Here is a 16,941-nt window from a genome sequence, read left to right as displayed (position 1 = left end):
ATACTATGCCTCAATTCAAAAAAATGGTTTCTTTCGGTAAATTGATTTACAGTTTTATGATTTATCTTTTAGATCAAGGAATCAATAACAATAAATTACAGCGCAAGATTAAATAATAACTATTTAATAAATCTTGATAGGATTTTCTTTTCGATAGACTTTTCCATCAATTCTTGCCTGTTAGAAGCACTTATTGGAACAATAAAATTAAAGTCCAAATGAACCTCATGGTTTGTTAGTGTTGCAATGTGGTTGATATTAATAATGTACTGTTTGTGTACGCGGGTAAAGATATCTTCAGGTAATTGTTTTTCGAGGTTTTTTAAACTTACCAATATAACATGTTTGTCATTGCTGGTAAATAGTTTTGAAAAATCCCCCATACTCTCAATGTAAATCACATCGCTGTATTTCAATTTTGTTATTCCTTTGGTTTCTCTGAAATAGAAAAAATCTTCATTTTCTTTTCTGATCTCGGCTTGCTCATTTCCCTCAACACTTATCTGTTTTTTAAGCTCCAGATACTCAATTGCTTTGTTAGCTGCTTTTAAAATGCGCTCAAAGGTTGCAGGTTTCACAATAAAGTCTATGGCGTCTAAGTCATAGCTTTCAACAGCATACTCACTATGAGATGTAATAAAAATGAACAATGGTTTGTTTTTGGTAATCTTCAATAATGCCATGCCAGATAGCTCGGGCATATCTATATCGGAAAAAACAATATCGATTTCAGTATTAGATAGCACCTCAGCAGCTTCTACACCACTTGTACATACCTTAATGATTTGTAATGATGAAATTTTTTTCAAATGCATTTCTAATGCATCTCTTTCAATTTCATTGTCATCGACAATTATACACTTATACAACATTAGGATAGATTATTAATTTATTATATACAGGTTTTTAAATTGTATTGTTTTAAATATACTCTAAAATTATGCCGATAAAAATAAATTATTGTTAATTATATTTATATCAATGAGTTATGTCATTTTCGATGTTTTTTTTCTCCAGTATAAAGTTTTTCTCCGGCTTTAATTTCTAACTGTAAATCATTTTCTTCCGGGGGAACAGGACAGCGATAGCCATCGCTATAGGCGCAATATGGGTTGTAGGATTTATTAAAATCAATTTCTACCTTATTATTCAGGATATCAGTAGAGCTCAAATCAATGTATCTGCCGCCACCGTAAGTTTCTTTGTTATTGGTTTCATCTGTAAAGGGTAAAAACAATAAATTTTTAAATGCAGGATTGCCAGCCAAAGCAACATTTTTGTACAGGGTCATTACAGTTTCCTTGCTATTTAAAATGAATTTTATTTTAGCAAAGCGAAAAAATTCCTTACTTGTTCCATCATAAGTGGGCATTTTAAAAATCTTTTCATTTTTTACAATCTCAACATCAGCAATAACTTTATATGTGCTGTCAGCATCATAAAAATGAAGGTTTTTTAAATCAGCTTCTTTGAGTGGAGAATTAGCTTCCTTAACAAAATCTTGTTTGTAGCTATCGCGATGTTTAGCTATTTGTTCGGTATAAGATTGGGCAAAACTGTTTAAGCTGAATAATAGAAATAGTATAGGGAGAAGTTTCATGATTCGTTTCCTCATTAATGGTCAGTCTGAGTTTGTCAAAGACCAATAGTAAAGTTCTTCAACAAGCTCAGGATGACAGGTAGCGTTAAATAATACTTGCCTTATTCCTTAAAAACTGGTCTGCTAAAACCAACGCTGCCATTGCTTCGACAATGACCACAGCTCTTGGAACCACACATGGGTCGTGGCGGCCTTTGCCTTTAATTTCAGAAGCTTCGCCTGCTGCATTGATGGTTTGCTGGTTATGCATGATGGTTGCAACGGGTTTAAATGCTACTTTAAAAGTAATATCCATACCGTTTGAAATACCACCCAGAATACCGCCTGCAAAATTTGTGGTGGTTTTGAAAATTTTTGAATCAGCAGCTTTTGGCCGAGGAATGTCGTTATGCTGAGAGCCTCGTAATTCGCTTCCGGCAAAACCAGAACCATATTCAAAACCATGAACAGCGTTAATACTTAGCATTGCTTTTCCTAAATCAGCATGTAATTTATCGAAAACCGGCTCACCCAATCCAGCGGGACAACCTTTTATTACACATCCGATTTTACCGCCAACGGTATCGCCATCTTTTCTTACTGAATCGATGAACTCAATCATCTCATGTGCTGTTGCAGGGTCGGCGCAGCGAACAATGTTTTCTTCTCTTATATCCAGCAAAGCTGATAAATCGTTGCTTTCCAAATTAGGTGCTTCAATGGTTCCGACTGAGGTTACATGAGCGAAAATTTCAATGCCTTGTTGCTTTAAAAATAACTTGGCGATGGCGCCTGCTGCTACACGAGCGGCAGTTTCACGAGCTGATGAACGTCCGCCACCACGATGGTCGCGGATGCCATATTTTGCATCGTAAACATAATCGGCATGGCTCGGGCGGTAAACATCAACATTGTGGCCGTAATCTTTTGAACGCTGGTCTTCATTCGGAATCAATAATGCAATTGGTGTTCCGGTACTTTTTCCCTCAAAAACGCCTGATAAAATTTGAACGGTGTCGCTTTCTTTTCTTTGTGTGGTAATTTTTGATTGACCTGGTTTGCGTTTATCCAACTCTGATTGAATAAAATCCATGTCGATATCCAATTGCGCCGGACAGCCATCAATAATTACCCCGATGGCTACACCATGAGATTCGCCAAAGGTGGTGATGCGAAATAATTGTCCAAATGAGTTGCCTGCCATTTTTATTTTAGATTGATGATTTTAGGGATATTCTTTTAATCTTTATACTTGATTCTCGCTACTTAATACTTATCACTTAATACTAACGTCAAATCCTGCTTTTTTCAAATCTTCCCAAAAATAAGGATAAGATTTTTCTACAACCTGCATTTCTTCAATCTCCACTTCGTTGATTAATAATGCTAGCGGTGCAAAGGCCATTGCCATACGGTGGTCTTCGTAAGTGGCAATAGTAATTTTTTCAGGAAAATGAAGTTCATCTGTATTTAGCGTATAAACCAGATTATCTTCCGTTAAGGTGACGCCAATTTTAGCCAGCTCATTTTGTAAAGCGGCAATACGGTCAGTTTCTTTAATCTTTAAAGTTTCTAAACCAGTAAACGACATGTTTTTACCTAATACTGCTGCGATAACAATAATGGTTTGCGCTAAATCAGGACAAGTTTTTAAGTCTAAAACCTGATTGGTTTCTAAAGACAAACCCAGGTTGCTGATTAAAATTCCCTTTTCAGTTTTATCCGTTGCGATGCCGAAAATCTTCATGATTTTTTGGATTTGGCTATCTCCCTGCAAACTTTTGTCTTTTAATGCCGGTAAACTGATTTCTGCTTCGTCAGCTAAGGCTGCAATGCTATACCAATAAGATGCTGCACTCCAATCAGGCTCTACCACCAAAGTTCCCGGTTTAAAAGCTTGCGGTTTAATCGAAATTGAATTTTTATTCCAACTGTGTTCGATACCTACTTCAGCCAACATATCCAAAGTCATATCTACATAAGGCTTCGAAGTAAGCTCGCCCTCAATTTCTAAGGTTAAACCTTGAGGCAGGATAGGAGCTATCATCAGCAATGCTGAAATGTACTGACTGCTCACATCGCCTTTAATTTTAACTTCAGCAGTTTTTTGATTTAAGGGGCCAATAATGTTTAATGGAGGAAAGCCTTCAGATTCTACGTACGAAATATCCGCTCCCAATGTTTTTAAGGCTTCAGCTAAAATTCCAATCGGGCGTTGTTTCATCCGCTCTGTTCCGGTGAGCAAAAAGTTTCCGTTTTTAGCAGAAAGATATGCCGAAAGAAAACGCATAGCCGTTCCTGCAGGACCAACATCAACGGTTTTCGATTCCTGAATCTCTACCTCTAATTCTTCCTCTAAAATATTAAGAATGCCATTTAATGTTACTGTATCGGCAGCGTTCGATAGGTTTTCTACCTTAACTAACTTTTTGCTGAGCGCACTGATAATTAATGCCCGGTTGCACTCGCTTTTCGAACCTGTTAACTGGATTTCCGTATGAATATTCTTGGTTCCTTTAAAAGAAACTAAGGCGTTTTTTGACATTTTATTCTGGTTTTATTCTTAATGGATTGCTATTATTCTATTGTCAGCCTGAGCCTGTCGAAGACCATGATAAAGTCTTTCGAAAAGCTCAGGACGACAATTATAATATACAAACCATCATATTTGTAAAATCGTCATTACGAAGATTGAATAATGCTAATACTTATCGCATTAAGATTGCTTCGTGCCTCGCAATGACGCGATGCCTAGACCTTGCTTTTCGCTTTAGTCTTTCAGCTTTATTCTTTATGCTTTAACTTCAGTATGTTGTTCAGCAGCAATTCCTTTTTCGGCTTTACCAGCATTCATAATTTCAGTTTGTTTACGAATAGATTCTCCGTGTACCAATTCTAAGAATTTTTCGGTAAAGTTTAAATCTAGTTTTAAAGCTTTTGCAAAAGCGTGACCTTTTTTGATAATCGAATCCCAACGGTTAACCTGTAAAATGGTTACTTGGTTATCACGTTTAAATTCTCCGATTTTCTCCACGATAGCCATACGCTCCGCTAATTTTTGCAATAGGATATCATCAATTTTATCGATGTTCTTACGTAAATCAGCTAATTTATCAGCAAAAGCCTCATTTGGTGCTTCTGGTTCACGAACAGTCAAACGCTCCACTAATTCAGCTAAAGCAGCAGGAGTAACTTGTTGTTTTGCGTCCGTCCAAGCAACCGATGGGTCAACATGAGATTCAATCATTAAACCTTGCATATCTAAATCTAAAGCTTTTTGAGAGATGTATGGAATCAACTCACGGTTACCACAGATATGACTTGGGTCGTTGATGATTGGCAATTCTGGACATAAAGTTTTCAATTGAATAGCCATTTCCCACATTGGTTCGTTGCGGAATGAACTTTTTTCAAATGATGAGAAACCACGGTGGATTGCACCAATTTTAGTAATACCAGCGCCGTTGATGCGCTCAATTGCACCAATCCACAATTGTAAATCAGGGTTTACCGGGTTTTTAATTAATACCGGAACATCATGACCTCTTAAAGCATCAGCAATTTCCTGAACAGTGAAAGGGTTTACGGTAGAACGTGCACCAATCCAAAGGATATCAACACCTGCAGCTAATGCTTCTTCAACATGTTTTGCGTTTGCAACCTCAACAGCTGTTGGTAAACCAGTTTCCGCTTTGGCACGTTTTAACCATTCTAAACCAATGCTTCCGATACCTTCAAATTCTCCTGGACGGGTACGTGGTTTCCAGATACCAGCTCTTAAAACCGATACTTTACCAGTTGCAGCCAATAAATGTGCTGTAGTTAATAATTGCTCTTCAGTTTCTGCACTGCAAGGCCCAGAGATGATTAATGGTTCGTTGTTAACGTTTAACCAAGTGTTTAAAGGTTGGATGTTTAAATTAAGTTTCATGATTTATGGCTTGTTTTTTAGTCCGAAGTCTACAGTCGTGTGTCCGGAGTTATATTTTGATTTTATTTATTAATATTTCACTATTTGTTTTTGGACTCCTGATTTAGGACTTCCGACTTATTTATACTTTATCGTTCTTTTGATATTCTCCCAGGATATTAAAGTTTGAAGTATATTTTAATGCTTTTCTAACGGCTTTATCATACTTCTCAGTGCTTGGCCACTCTAAATCGACATAAAAATAGTATTCGTTTCGTTTACCCAACACTGGCATAGATTGTATTTTTGTTAAGCTTACCTCTTGTTCGGCGAAAATGTTTAACACCGTTGCCAATGAGCCAGCTTTATGGCCAACCTGAAAACAAATTGATGCCTTGTTGATTTTCTTTCCCTCATCTGTTTTATCCTTTTTAAGGATAAGGAAACGGGTATAGTTTTTTTTATTGGATTCAACACGACGTTCTAAAATGTTTAGGCCGTAAAGTTCTGCAGCTAAACTATTTGCAATGGCCATGGTGTCTGTCAGTTTTTCCTCCTGAATACGTTTTGCACATGCAGCAGTATCATTACTCTCAACAATTTTTATGTGTGGATAATCGTAAAAGAAATCAATACACTGACGGATAGCAATAGGATGGGAGGTTACAATTTTAATATCTTCGAACTTTACGCCAGGCAAAGCCATTAAGTGCAATTGAATAGGTAAATAAACCTCACCAACTACCGAGAAACCATAATCGCGGATTAAAGTATAGTTTGGCAGCAAGCTACCAGCGATAGAGTTTTCAATGGCCATCACCACGAAATCTGCTTCGTTTTTTTCCAATTTATCGCAAGTTTCTTTAAACGAATTGCATTCTACCGTTTCGATGTTTTTACCAAAGAATTTGTAGGCCGCTTCTTCGTGAAAAGATGCTTTAATACCTTGAATTGCTACTCGTTTTGTCGTTTCCATTTTTGCGTAAAACAAAAAAGTCCCGGCTATTTGCCGGGACTTTTTATACATTTAATATTTTATATATCTTTTTGCATATTAGCCCCGGCTCTTACTAAAAAAGTAAAAGTAACCAAAGTAATATGTGTTGAATAATTTCATTTTCGTTTTTGAATGAGCCAAATGTAATAACAAAATTTAATTTGTCAATAGGAAAATGAAAATATTTTTATTTTTTTTGATTTAGACTGTTTTAGGCTTTGGTATAAAAGTCTGGTAGTTTATTATTGGAGGCTCTCGATATTGTTTTAGGCACTTTGCAAATACACACCATGTATCTTCTACTGGCGAGGAAATAAAAGGGGGGGGATTTGAAGAGATAATTTGCTTTACAGATTCCTCCAACTTGCCGCTCCTATGGGGGAAAGCATGGTATAAAATCTTATAAAATTTTAAACGATTTTGCATCGATGCACAGTTTTACGTTTCCTAAACCTGATAGGAATGAAAATACTTTTAAAATTGCAGGAGACTTAGATATTCTGTCATGCTGAGGCACGAAGCATCCGCAACCGATGAACAGGTTTCTTCGTTCTTCAGCATGACAGAAGTTTTTTAAAAGATTGTAATGGATAGCAGGGCTGCATAACCCAAAGGAACCGAGCCATTAATTTACAAAATCCTATTAAACAAAAACGGCCTGTAAAATGCAGACCGCCTATGTTATCCTGTTGAACTTAATGTTCGTTGTGTTTCGTTAAAATCTTTGATGTTGTTTTTCTTTGCTTGTTCCTCAGCTTCATGCAATTCCTGTTGCATGATTTTGGCAATTTTTGTACTTCCATCGTGGCTCCATCCAGGTGGGTTAAAAAGATATTTCACCTTATCCATAAATGTTGGTGCTTTTTTAACATCGGCTGTTAGTGCAATAAATTCATGGAAAATAATGTTTACCGGACCTGTATCTTTCGGTTGTGTGGTTAAGCCGTATTTAATTTCATCTTCAGGTAATTCTGCCTGAAATGTGCCAAACATTCTATCCCAAAGGATTAAAACCATACCCATATTTTTGTCTAAATAACGCACATTGCTAGCATGATGAACGCGATGATGCGATGGCGTAACAAAAACATATTCGTACCATTTTGGGAAATTGATTTTGTATTGCGTATGAACCAAATTGCCGTAAATCTGCGTTACGAGGTACGCAAAAAGTATATCCATTGCCGTGAAACCCATAAATGCCAGAGGCAAATAAAAGAATACGCGATACAGCGGTTCAAAAACAGTAGAGCGGAAACCTGTAGTTAAATTGAAATGTTCTGATGAATGATGGGTAACATGCATCGCCCAGAAAAAGCGAACGTAATGTCCAACAGTATGTAGAAACCAATACAAAAAATCCTGTGCAAGGATTAATACCGTCCAATAAATCCAGATATTTGAGATTTGAAACAACCTGAATTGATAGCAATATTCCAAAAGAAAGAATGTTGCAGTTTTCATGCCGAGGTTAATTATAATTGCAGAAACCATCAAATATATATTGGTCCAGGTATCTCTTTTGGTATATAATTTCCTGTCGTGGGCATAGCTGAAATACATTTCAACCAAGGTTAAAACGATTACGAAGCCAAATAATGCGCCTACAGAAATATCACTTCCGGTGTACTTCATTTTATAAACTATTATAATAATCTAAACTGCTCAAAATATCAGCTGTGCTTACACGGCAGTTATACGTGCATTTGCCTGTAGTTTCTAAAAGAGAGAATAAAATATTACCATCCTCGTTCTTTTTATCGCTTTGCATTAATTCTAAAAGCGTTTCGAAACTCTCTTTTTTGATATGATATTTAGGATATAACGACAGGATATAATCGCTGATATCTGTCAACTCTTCTTTTGTTAATCCACTGTTTTTGATGGATAAAGCCGCTTCACAAACAAATCCAATGGCAATTGCTTCGCCATGAGTAAGTGGGTTTTCATCATTTGCTAACGAATAACTTTCTACCGCATGGCCAATGGTATGGCCAAAGTTCAAAATCTTACGTAGATTTTTTTCATGCGGGTCGATGGTTACGACTTCGTTTTTTATTGCAACCGAACGGTAAATATCTTCTGCCGATGGTGTAAGATAATCGGTAATTTTTAATTTTTCGTAATAGGTTTTATCGTAAATTAAACCATGTTTAATCATTTCGGCGAAGCCCGATAAAAGCTCACGCTGTGGTAAAGTTTTCAAAAATTCTGTTTCGATAAAAACCATTTGTGGGAGTGTAAAAGTACCCACCATGTTTTTTACGTTATCGATATCAATACCTGTTTTGCCACCAACCGAGGCATCAACCTGCGACAATAGGGTAGTAGGAACGTTAACAAAATCAATACCGCGTTTATAGGTCGAAGCAATAAAACCACCCATATCAGTAATTACACCACCACCTAAGTTTATCATCAAACTTTTGCGGTCGGCCTCAAAATCCAAAAGGGTTTTCCAAATACCGATACAGAAATCAATATTTTTATTTTCTTCGCCAGCTGAAGTCTCAATTAAATCAAAATCAGCAAAATCATCCATCATCGATTGAAAAACCGGCAAACAAATTTCGCTGGTATGCTCATCAGCAAGAATAAAAATCTTGCTGTATTTGTTGCTTTCTAGAAGAGTTTTTAAGGCATCTAAATTGCTTTCGAAATAAAGCGAATGGCCTGCGCTCGTTAAAGTTTCCATTAAATTATTTCGATTTTATCTTGTTCAAAAGTGATGATATCGCCAACCCTAACTTTATAGCGTTTACGAAACTCAACCTCACCATTACACTTAACTAAGCCATCCATAACAGCAGCCTGAGCATCGCCACCTGTGCCAACTAATCCGGTTGCTTTTAATAGTTGGATTAGCGGAATAAATTCGCCCTCTAATTTGAATTGTATCATTTTGCTGCAAAAATACGATTATTTCAAGGTTTTACGTTCGTAGAATGGATGCTTTTTATAATTTTGCATCCATCTGACTTATTACATAACAAATGATTGAATCATCTCCTAATAAACAACCGAATTTTGATAATACGGAAGTAGCTTTCCGCCAAAAAAGTAATGCAGAACTGAAAAAAGCTTTTTGGCTTTTTAAAATGATTGGCAGCAACTTTTTAACCAAGGTTGGTCCGCCGATAACAAATTTCTTTTTAAATATCGGTTTGCCTATTCAAGGTGCAATAAAAGCAACTATTTTCCAGCAGTTTTGTGGTGGCGAAACCATTGCTGAATGCGATAAAGCGATTACTCAGCTGGCTAAAGGCGGTGTTGGTACCATTTTAGATTATTCGGTGGAGGGCGAGGAAGAAGAAATCGTTTTCGATGAAACTTGTCAGGAAATTATTCGCACCATTCTTCGTGCCGATGGCGATAAAAACATTCCAATTACGGTTTTCAAAATTACAGGCATCGGTCGGTTTGCTTTGCTGGAGAAGTTAGATGCGAAGAAAACTTTAACTGCCGATGAACAGTCAGAATTTGAGAAAGTAAAATTGCGTTGTGAAATGATTTGTCGCACCGCTTTTGATAAGGGCGTTCCGATAATGATTGATGCTGAGGAAACCTGGATTCAGGATACGATTGATGAGTTGGCTTTAGATATGATGCGTAAATTTAACCAGGAACGCATTATTGTTTACAACACTTATCAAATGTACCGCCATGATAAGCTGGCCGACATGAAAGCCGACCATTTAATTGCTAAAGCTGCCGGATTTATTTTGGGTGTAAAAATGGTTCGTGGCGCTTATATGGAAAAGGAGCGTAAACGTGCCGCCGAAATGGGTTATCCATCGCCAATTCAACCTGATAAAGAGTCATCAGATAGAGATTATAATGAGTCCTTACGTTATTGCGTAGACCATATTGAAGAAATTGCCATTGTTTGTGGTACGCACAATGAAGATAGCAGCCGTTTATTAACTTACCTTTTGGACGAGAAAAAAGTGGCACATAATCACCCGCATGTATATTTCGCTCAATTATTAGGTATGAGCGATAATTTAAGTTTCAACCTTGCCGACGCCAACTATAATGTTGCTAAATATGTTCCTTACGGACCTATTAAAGCGGTAATGCCATATCTTTTTAGAAGAGCACAGGAAAATACTTCGGTTGCAGGGCAAACAGGTAGGGAACTGGGTTTAATTGAAAGGGAATTGAAAAGACGGAAATTATAAGGCACTTGCTTAAATGAGAAATGGAATTACCGAAAGGATGATTCCATTTTTTATTTGGAAAGGAAAGTGTGGTGGTTCTTCGGATTTAGTATTCCCGCTTTCTGCTTCAATCTTTTTGATATTGTTAGTTCGAACTCGTCGAAGACCTGCTGCAAAAAGTATTTTCGCTCCAATCGGGTTTAAGAACAAAGGTTTTGCTAACACCGCTAATCGTTTAATAACAAACAGGCAGCTCAAGCAGCCTGCAATAAATAGCGAATAAAAGACTATGTTTATAATTCATTACCATTGGTTTCAACCAACGGCTTAAAATAAGTTGCTAATCTTTCTTCACCACAAACCCTTGTTTTCCCGTAAGCAAATCGTAAAAAAGGATAAAATCGCTTGCTAAGCTATAACCCGGGTATTCAAAAGTAGCGGGTTTATTTTTCTCAAAAAAGAAATGACCCACCCATGCAAAACCATATCCTAAAATCGGCATCGCCAAGAAAAAACGCCAATCATGAAAGAGAAAGCCTGTAAAAAAGGCGAGTACAACTAAACCTGTGCCTATAAAGTGAAGTACTCTGGAAGTTGTATTGGTATGCTCACTTAGATAATAGGGATAAAACTCTTTAAGAGATTTGTATTTCTTTTCCGCCATAACCTTAATTTACAAAACGCCGTTGGCTTTCAAAAATGATTCCAGTTGAGCTGGTTTTTCAGTCATCAATAACGTATTTAAACCCACTTTTTTTGCCCCTTCAATATGCTGCGGACTATCATCTATAAACAAAGTTTCGGCAGGATTTAAGTTGTTCTCCTTCAATACTTGCTCAAAAATATTAGTATTAGGTTTACGCAATTTCATATGCTGAGAAAAATAAGCTTTCTCAAAATAGTCATCGTAATTGTTCAGTTCGAAAGTTGTTTTCAGGTAATTGATAATCCATTCGTAGTGGATTTCATTGTTGTTACTTAATAGAAAAGTTCTGTATTTCTCTTTTACCGCCATTAACAAATTATGATTTTGTTGATGGGTTCCTATTAATAAGCTATTCCATGCCTCATCAATCTGCGCATCAGTTAAATCAGGTTTCTCAGCAGCTTTTCTGATACCCTCGCGAAACTCTGCCGGAGAGATTGCGCCGGTTTCAAAATCATCAAATATTTGATTATGGCCTTTATGTGCAAAGAAATTTTCTATATCTGTTATGCCAAGTTTTTTAAACGAAGCCTGGGCAATTCTAAAATCGATATCGAAAATTACGTTTCCGTAATCAAAAATGATGTTTTTAATATTTTGCATGGATCAATACTTTTGCGCAAATATCCTTAAATATTTCTAATCGCCAATAAATAAATCCAACTGAACCTATTATTTAATTACGAGAATTGTTCCATCATTTTTGATCTTGTAATAGTATTGCGTTTCCTTCTTTCTATTCAAAATTTCTATGTCTGCAACTTCACCCTTTTTCCCGGTATCATCCTTTATGATATCGCCTTCTTTAACTTCATTAAGTTCTTTGGTAGAACTTTTTTTATTTACATTTTTCATAGCGATGGTTTTAAACTAATGATTAAACATTTAAAATATTTTTAAGTTTTAATTATCATAATTAGCGATCTGATTTAATAGTCATACCAACCCGATATTCTACGATAATCAACTTAGGTACAAATCATATCTATTTATTGTGATAGAATATCTACTGCATTATTTTTTTTATACACAATCAACTATGTTTATATCAATTAACGCTCAAAACTAAACATGATGAATGGTGTCATTACAGCTTACAATAAGCAAAGAGGTTTCGGATTAATCTCACAGGAATTAGTAGTTCAAAGTATTTATTTCGATATATCAGATTGTAAAGCAAAGGGTCTTTATATAGGTAGCTCAGTAGAATTTGAACTTGCCATCACAAAAAGAGGAAAAGTTGCTAAAAATATTGTCGGCATGGCCAAAAAAAGGTCTAAGTTGAAGGTCGTTTAATCAAATCTTTGTTGGTGTTTGATGAGGATTCTCTTCAAAACCGATGCAATTCTCACCTGTTCGATCACTATCACCTGTTCATACACAAAGCGATGATTTATTTTTTTTAAATACAATCTATAGATTACTTTAACCCCTCAGGTTGTATTTAACGTAAATCATCTGAATGTCATCATAATTTTTGTAGCTTACAAAGATGGATGACAGAATGAATTTAATATTAGGGATTATTTTTATACTTAGTGGTATTACAGTTTTTTGGATAATCTTTGCAAGTAAGAAGATATAGCAGAATAATCTGGCAATACTCACTTCTTAAGTTTGTATAATTTCTTTTTTAAAGGAATTGTAATGAAGTATATCAAACAATTAAAAGAATATTTTAGGTTAAACCGCCAGGTACTATCCTTCATCTATTAAAACGCAGTAAAAATCTATTACATTTTTTAAACTTTTTTCATTTTGCTATGTTTAGAAATCTAAACTTTCTAAATTAAATGCAAGGAACAGTAAAATTTTATAATGAGTCAAAAGGTTTTGGATTCATTAAGTCAGAAAACGGAGAAGAGATCTTCGTACACATTACCGGATTAGTTGATAAAATTAATCAAGATGACCAGGTAGAGTTCGAAGTAACTCAGGGCAAAAAAGGTTTAAATGCAGTTAATGTTAAACTAGTGTAAGATACTATGAGACTCGGAACTGTAAAATATTATGATGATGAAAAAGGACTAGGATTAATTACACCTTCTAATGGAGGAAAGGATTTAATCGTTTCGGCTAAAGGATTAATTGATAAAATTCAAACGCAAAATATTGTACTTTTCGATCTCAACTTCGCTGCCAACAATGTTGAAGTAGTAAAGGTTACAGTATTAAAATCCTGAAAGAATCATCACATTAAACAAAATGAGCAAACTTAATTATTAGTTTGCTTTTTTTTTGCCTTGGATTTTATTGTTGATAGCTTAGAATTTTAGCTACAAGCCGATCAACACTATAATATTATTTATGTTTGCGCAAGAATTTATTAAACCATTGATTTCGTTACAGCAACAGGAAATTTGGTTTAGATTAACAATTTATTAATGTAACTTTTAATGTGCGTTGGTAGTCTTAGAAACCACACTAATTTATAATGATAAACGATCTCTCACTAAACACTTTAAAATCTAAGTTGATATGATACAACTTGAGGTGATTAAAGGATTTTATAAAAGGGAAAAAGCTTTGCCAGCAGCTTTTCCGATGCGTATTTTAGTAATTAAAGAAGCTGAAGGATACCTGCACATGAATTCTGGTGATCATAAATTGATTGCCGGACGAATATTTTTTATTCCTGAAGAGGGACTGGTAAGATTAGACGGCGAAATACAATTTGCTTATTGGCTAACGTTTAGCAGCATATTATACGCTGAATTTTTATTGCAGCACTTAGATCCCCTCGCCAAAAATCTTTTTTTAAAACTTTCTTACCGAGACCTGGATGGGAATGAGTTTAAAAAAACAACTAGCCTCATTGAGCAGCTCCGTAAAGAAGTAGATGCAAGGAGAGATGTAGCTTATCTATCTCAGTATCTATCGCTATTTTTAGGATATACTTCAGATTTGGATGGTTATTTAGCTGCCCTTTCGTTGGATGAGTTACAGCAGGTACTTCGTTTCAGAGCGATATTAGAACAGTTTTACAAAACGGAGCGGTCCATTGAGTTTTATGCCCAGGGAATGGGGATCAGTAGCAGAAAGCTTAACTTGTTTTTAAGTAAAGTTTTGGGCAAAAGTTTATCCAGCCTGATCAAAGATCGGATCATGAGAGAGGCCGAAATGTTGTTGCTCCATTCAGATCATAGCGTTGATGAGATTGCGAAGATTTTAGGATTTGAACAAACTTCAAACTTTCATTCTACCTTTAGAAGATACAAAGGAGTAACGGTAAATCAATTTAGCCATTTAGGATAAAATTAATGCGACCGTCAAAGAAATGTTAATCATAAGGATAAATTTCTTCCAAGAATCCAGGTTTTCCGTACCTCACAACATATTTTGCCTAAGCGCCACACGCGTAAAATATTGCTAACTGCTTCATGCTTTTATCAGTCGCATTAATTTAGTGCTAAATTAAAAAAACTAACACAAATTGGAAATAATATTCCAAAATCTACTAAATATGAGTAGTAGTACCAGTCATCTGTAATAATTTCTTCAGAAACTATTAAATTAGGTTAGGGGAAAGATGCTTAGGTTTCCGTCGAAACACCGAGACTACCTTTGCGGTAAGCCAATCATTAATCTTCAAACAAATAACCACTGTAGGCGAGGCCTTTCGCCACACTTTTAAAATTATCGCCTGAGTTTAAAGGGATATGTGGAAACCGGCGTCTAAATAGTTGCTGTATGGCTGAAACCATTGATGTTCCTCCTGTTAAAAACAGGCAATCAATTTCTTCAGGGTTGATGTGATAAGTATTCATAAACTGGTTAAGATAAGCTTCGATCTTTAAAACGTCTTTTTCAATAATGGCATTATACTGATCTAATTTGATTTGCTCATCAATCTCTATTCCCAAGCTGGAATACTCAAAATTGGAAACGGGTAAATCGGAAAGCTCGATTTTCGTTTTTTCTATCGCTCTGAATAAAGAATAGCCCAAATTATTTTCAACCAGGGTAATTAGGTTTTTAAATTTTGGATCATTGCCAGAATAATAGTAGTACTCTTCTATTTCTTTTTGGATTTTAAGTCCATTAAAAAAGTTCATCTTATCCCAGGTGCAAATATTTGCGAAAAGCGATTTCGGAACGTTTAAAACCTTGCCGGGTGTGGCTTCGTAAGTTGTGTTTTTTCCAAAATAAGGCGTTCCTTTATCCCACATAAAAGCTGAATCTAAACTGTCGCCACCAATATAAATACCCCCTGATGCGATCATATCATTTTTTCGGTCTTTACTACCCACCTTTGCCGGATCGAGGATAAGATAAGTAAAGTCAGTTGTTCCACCACCCAAATCAGCTACTAATACCCGTTCTTTTTTATTAATCGTTTTTTCATAAGCAAAGGCAGCGCCAATCGGTTCAAACTGAAAGCGCACATCAGTAAAGCCAGCGTTTTCAGCGGCTTTCTTTAATCTCGTTTGCGCCAAAGTATCTCTTTGCGAATTATCATCATCAAAAAACACAGGTCTCCCAATGATGGCTTTGCTACAGTTTCCATTTATAATTTTATCTGCCTTCGATTTCAGATCTTTGAGGATTAGTGTCACTAAATCGGCAGCTGTGTATCGCTTATTATGAATTCTGGTCTCTGTAAAGGTGGTTCGAGATAGGATTTGTTTGATTGATTTAATGAAACGCCCTTTCATCCCGTCATTTAAATAACTTTCAATTGCTTTTTCTCCAACAATATGACTTTCGCCATCAACAAAACTTTTTGTTTCGGTAAAATAGATCAAAGAGGGAATGGAAATTGTATCTATAATTTCCTTTTTTTCTTCATCGTAAATAGATAGCGCAGAATTGGTTGTGCCAAAATCAATGCCGTACAAAAACTTGCTCATGGTAAACGAAATATTTTAATGTTTGGTGATCCTTATTTTAAGCAGGATTTAGTTCAGTAAGGCTGAACCAATATTTAAGCCGAAGTAAACAGGCTTGTATGTTTGCAGAAACAAATTGCCTTGCAAGGCGCAAAGGTTGTAAAAATTATTCTAATACAATAATTCGATTTAATATTATGGCATTAAGCACCTGAATTTCGAGGGGATCGTCCGCTACAGATTTAAGATAAATTCATTTTATCTTTATTTATCAAATGAGGAAACGAATTGATAAGTGCTTTAAGTTTCGGACTTACAATATTTCGGCAGAAGGGCTTTTCCCTGTTACCATAATAGTAATTTAGGTATTTATTTTGATTGAGCTTAAATTGCCTAAAGGGGATAACTTTTGTAATGATGGGATGTGCAAAATCAGATTGTAGTGTTACAATGGCATCATTCGCAAGTTGTTGCTGCAAATCATTAAATACATAAATGGCCGAGCGATACTTCACACGCATGGAGTGTTGTGCGGTACAACTGTGCGTATGGAGATGTATTTCGATTAATGATTTTAAGTCAATTATTTCTTCTGCGTAGTGCACAATAACCGCTTCAGATAATTCATGATCACTGCCTGTTGACGAAATCCAACCTTGTTCAACCTTCACCACACCTCTAATTGATAAAAATATTGCTTCAGTACACCAGTGGCAGCTTCCCCCAAATCCAATTTTTTCCATTCGTTAAATCTAAAACT

At 35.8% G+C, this 16,941-nt stretch carries 19 protein-coding genes; 5 read left to right on the top strand and 14 right to left on the bottom strand.

All coding sequences use genetic code 11. The annotated features are described in order from the left end of the window. Window positions 1-119 precede the first annotated feature (119 nt). The 9 genes from EA772_RS20435 to EA772_RS20395 all read right to left on the bottom strand — a co-directional run bounded on the left by EA772_RS20435 (window position 120) and on the right by EA772_RS20395 (window position 9,387). Entirely contained in the window at window positions 120-872 is a 753-nt protein-coding gene (locus tag EA772_RS20435; RefSeq protein WP_116167776.1) for a LytTR family DNA-binding domain-containing protein, read from the bottom strand. A 119-nt stretch (window positions 873-991) separates the two neighbouring features. Continuing rightward, on the bottom strand, window positions 992-1,600 hold the full coding sequence (locus EA772_RS20430) for a DUF1684 domain-containing protein (protein ID WP_124914736.1): 609 nt from the start codon (window positions 1,598-1,600) through the stop codon (window positions 992-994). Window positions 1,601-1,685: 85 nt separating this feature from the next. Beyond that, window positions 1,686-2,783: a chorismate synthase gene (gene aroC, locus EA772_RS20425; RefSeq protein ID WP_124914735.1), complete on the bottom strand. Its 1,098-nt coding sequence runs from the start codon at window positions 2,781-2,783 to the stop codon at window positions 1,686-1,688. 72 nt (window positions 2,784-2,855) lie between these two features. Next, complete coding sequence (gene aroA / locus EA772_RS20420; protein WP_124914734.1) at window positions 2,856-4,124, bottom strand: 3-phosphoshikimate 1-carboxyvinyltransferase; 1,269 nt, start codon at window positions 4,122-4,124, stop codon at window positions 2,856-2,858. A 246-nt stretch (window positions 4,125-4,370) separates the two neighbouring features. After that, window positions 4,371-5,510, bottom strand: coding sequence for a chorismate mutase (locus EA772_RS20415; RefSeq protein WP_010599521.1), 1,140 nt, complete (start codon window positions 5,508-5,510; stop codon window positions 4,371-4,373). Between the two features lie 121 nt (window positions 5,511-5,631). Further along, window positions 5,632-6,465: a prephenate dehydratase gene (locus EA772_RS20410; protein ID WP_124914733.1), complete on the bottom strand. Its 834-nt coding sequence runs from the start codon at window positions 6,463-6,465 to the stop codon at window positions 5,632-5,634. A 702-nt stretch (window positions 6,466-7,167) separates the two neighbouring features. Further along, window positions 7,168-8,121, bottom strand: a complete 954-nt coding sequence (locus EA772_RS20405; RefSeq protein ID WP_124914732.1) for a sterol desaturase family protein — start codon at window positions 8,119-8,121, stop codon at window positions 7,168-7,170. Window position 8,122: 1 nt separating this feature from the next. Then, on the bottom strand, window positions 8,123-9,181 hold the full coding sequence (gene aroB / locus EA772_RS20400; protein ID WP_124914731.1) for a 3-dehydroquinate synthase: 1,059 nt from the start codon (window positions 9,179-9,181) through the stop codon (window positions 8,123-8,125). Continuing rightward, window positions 9,181-9,387: an RNA-binding S4 domain-containing protein gene (locus EA772_RS20395; protein ID WP_010599515.1), complete on the bottom strand. Its 207-nt coding sequence runs from the start codon at window positions 9,385-9,387 to the stop codon at window positions 9,181-9,183. The genes aroB and EA772_RS20395 overlap by 1 nt, the downstream gene beginning before the upstream one ends. 92 nt (window positions 9,388-9,479) lie before the next feature. Between EA772_RS20395 and EA772_RS20390 the strand changes: the two genes are divergently transcribed. After that, window positions 9,480-10,667: a proline dehydrogenase family protein gene (locus tag EA772_RS20390; RefSeq protein ID WP_124914730.1), complete on the top strand. Its 1,188-nt coding sequence runs from the start codon at window positions 9,480-9,482 to the stop codon at window positions 10,665-10,667. A 319-nt stretch (window positions 10,668-10,986) separates the two neighbouring features. Here the strand turns inward: EA772_RS20390 and EA772_RS20385 are convergent, their stop codons facing one another. From EA772_RS20385 to EA772_RS20375, 3 genes are all read right to left on the bottom strand, one after another. Next, the gene (locus EA772_RS20385; RefSeq protein WP_116167785.1) at window positions 10,987-11,310 is read right to left on the bottom strand and encodes a DUF962 domain-containing protein; all 324 of its coding nucleotides are present in this window, start codon (window positions 11,308-11,310) and stop codon (window positions 10,987-10,989) included. Between the two features lie 9 nt (window positions 11,311-11,319). Continuing rightward, window positions 11,320-11,955: an HAD family phosphatase gene (locus EA772_RS20380; protein ID WP_124914729.1), complete on the bottom strand. Its 636-nt coding sequence runs from the start codon at window positions 11,953-11,955 to the stop codon at window positions 11,320-11,322. Between the two features lie 69 nt (window positions 11,956-12,024). Next, window positions 12,025-12,207, bottom strand: coding sequence for a hypothetical protein (locus tag EA772_RS20375; RefSeq protein ID WP_116167787.1), 183 nt, complete (start codon window positions 12,205-12,207; stop codon window positions 12,025-12,027). Window positions 12,208-12,423: 216 nt separating this feature from the next. Here EA772_RS20375 and EA772_RS20370 point away from each other — a divergent pair, with 216 nt between their 5' ends. The 4 genes from EA772_RS20370 (at window position 12,424) to EA772_RS20355 (ending at window position 14,607) form a co-directional block, all read left to right on the top strand. Further along, entirely contained in the window at window positions 12,424-12,648 is a 225-nt protein-coding gene (locus EA772_RS20370; protein WP_010599511.1) for a cold shock domain-containing protein, read from the top strand. Window positions 12,649-13,145: 497 nt separating this feature from the next. Then, window positions 13,146-13,331 carry a cold-shock protein gene (locus tag EA772_RS20365; RefSeq protein ID WP_010599510.1) on the top strand — a complete coding sequence of 62 codons (186 nt, stop codon included), beginning with the start codon at window positions 13,146-13,148 and terminating at the stop codon, window positions 13,329-13,331. Between the two features lie 6 nt (window positions 13,332-13,337). Beyond that, window positions 13,338-13,535, top strand: a complete 198-nt coding sequence (locus EA772_RS20360; RefSeq protein ID WP_116167789.1) for a cold-shock protein — start codon at window positions 13,338-13,340, stop codon at window positions 13,533-13,535. A gap of 295 nt (window positions 13,536-13,830) precedes the next feature. Continuing rightward, on the top strand, window positions 13,831-14,607 hold the full coding sequence (locus EA772_RS20355; RefSeq protein WP_124914728.1) for an AraC family transcriptional regulator: 777 nt from the start codon (window positions 13,831-13,833) through the stop codon (window positions 14,605-14,607). A 326-nt stretch (window positions 14,608-14,933) separates the two neighbouring features. Here the strand turns inward: EA772_RS20355 and EA772_RS20350 are convergent, their stop codons facing one another. Together EA772_RS20350 and EA772_RS20345 are read right to left on the bottom strand one after the other, a co-directional pair. Further along, complete coding sequence (locus tag EA772_RS20350) at window positions 14,934-16,202, bottom strand: Hsp70 family protein (protein WP_124914727.1); 1,269 nt, start codon at window positions 16,200-16,202, stop codon at window positions 14,934-14,936. A gap of 221 nt (window positions 16,203-16,423) precedes the next feature. Continuing rightward, the gene (locus EA772_RS20345; RefSeq protein ID WP_124914726.1) at window positions 16,424-16,924 is read right to left on the bottom strand and encodes a peptide-methionine (S)-S-oxide reductase; all 501 of its coding nucleotides are present in this window, start codon (window positions 16,922-16,924) and stop codon (window positions 16,424-16,426) included. Window positions 16,925-16,941 lie beyond the last annotated feature (17 nt).

Origin of the sequence: Pedobacter sp. G11 (assembly GCF_003860265.1) — a bacterium.
In the GTDB taxonomy this organism is placed as follows: Bacteria; Bacteroidota; Bacteroidia; order Sphingobacteriales; family Sphingobacteriaceae; genus Pedobacter; species Pedobacter agri.
This window is presented reverse-complemented; position numbering and strand designations above follow the sequence as displayed.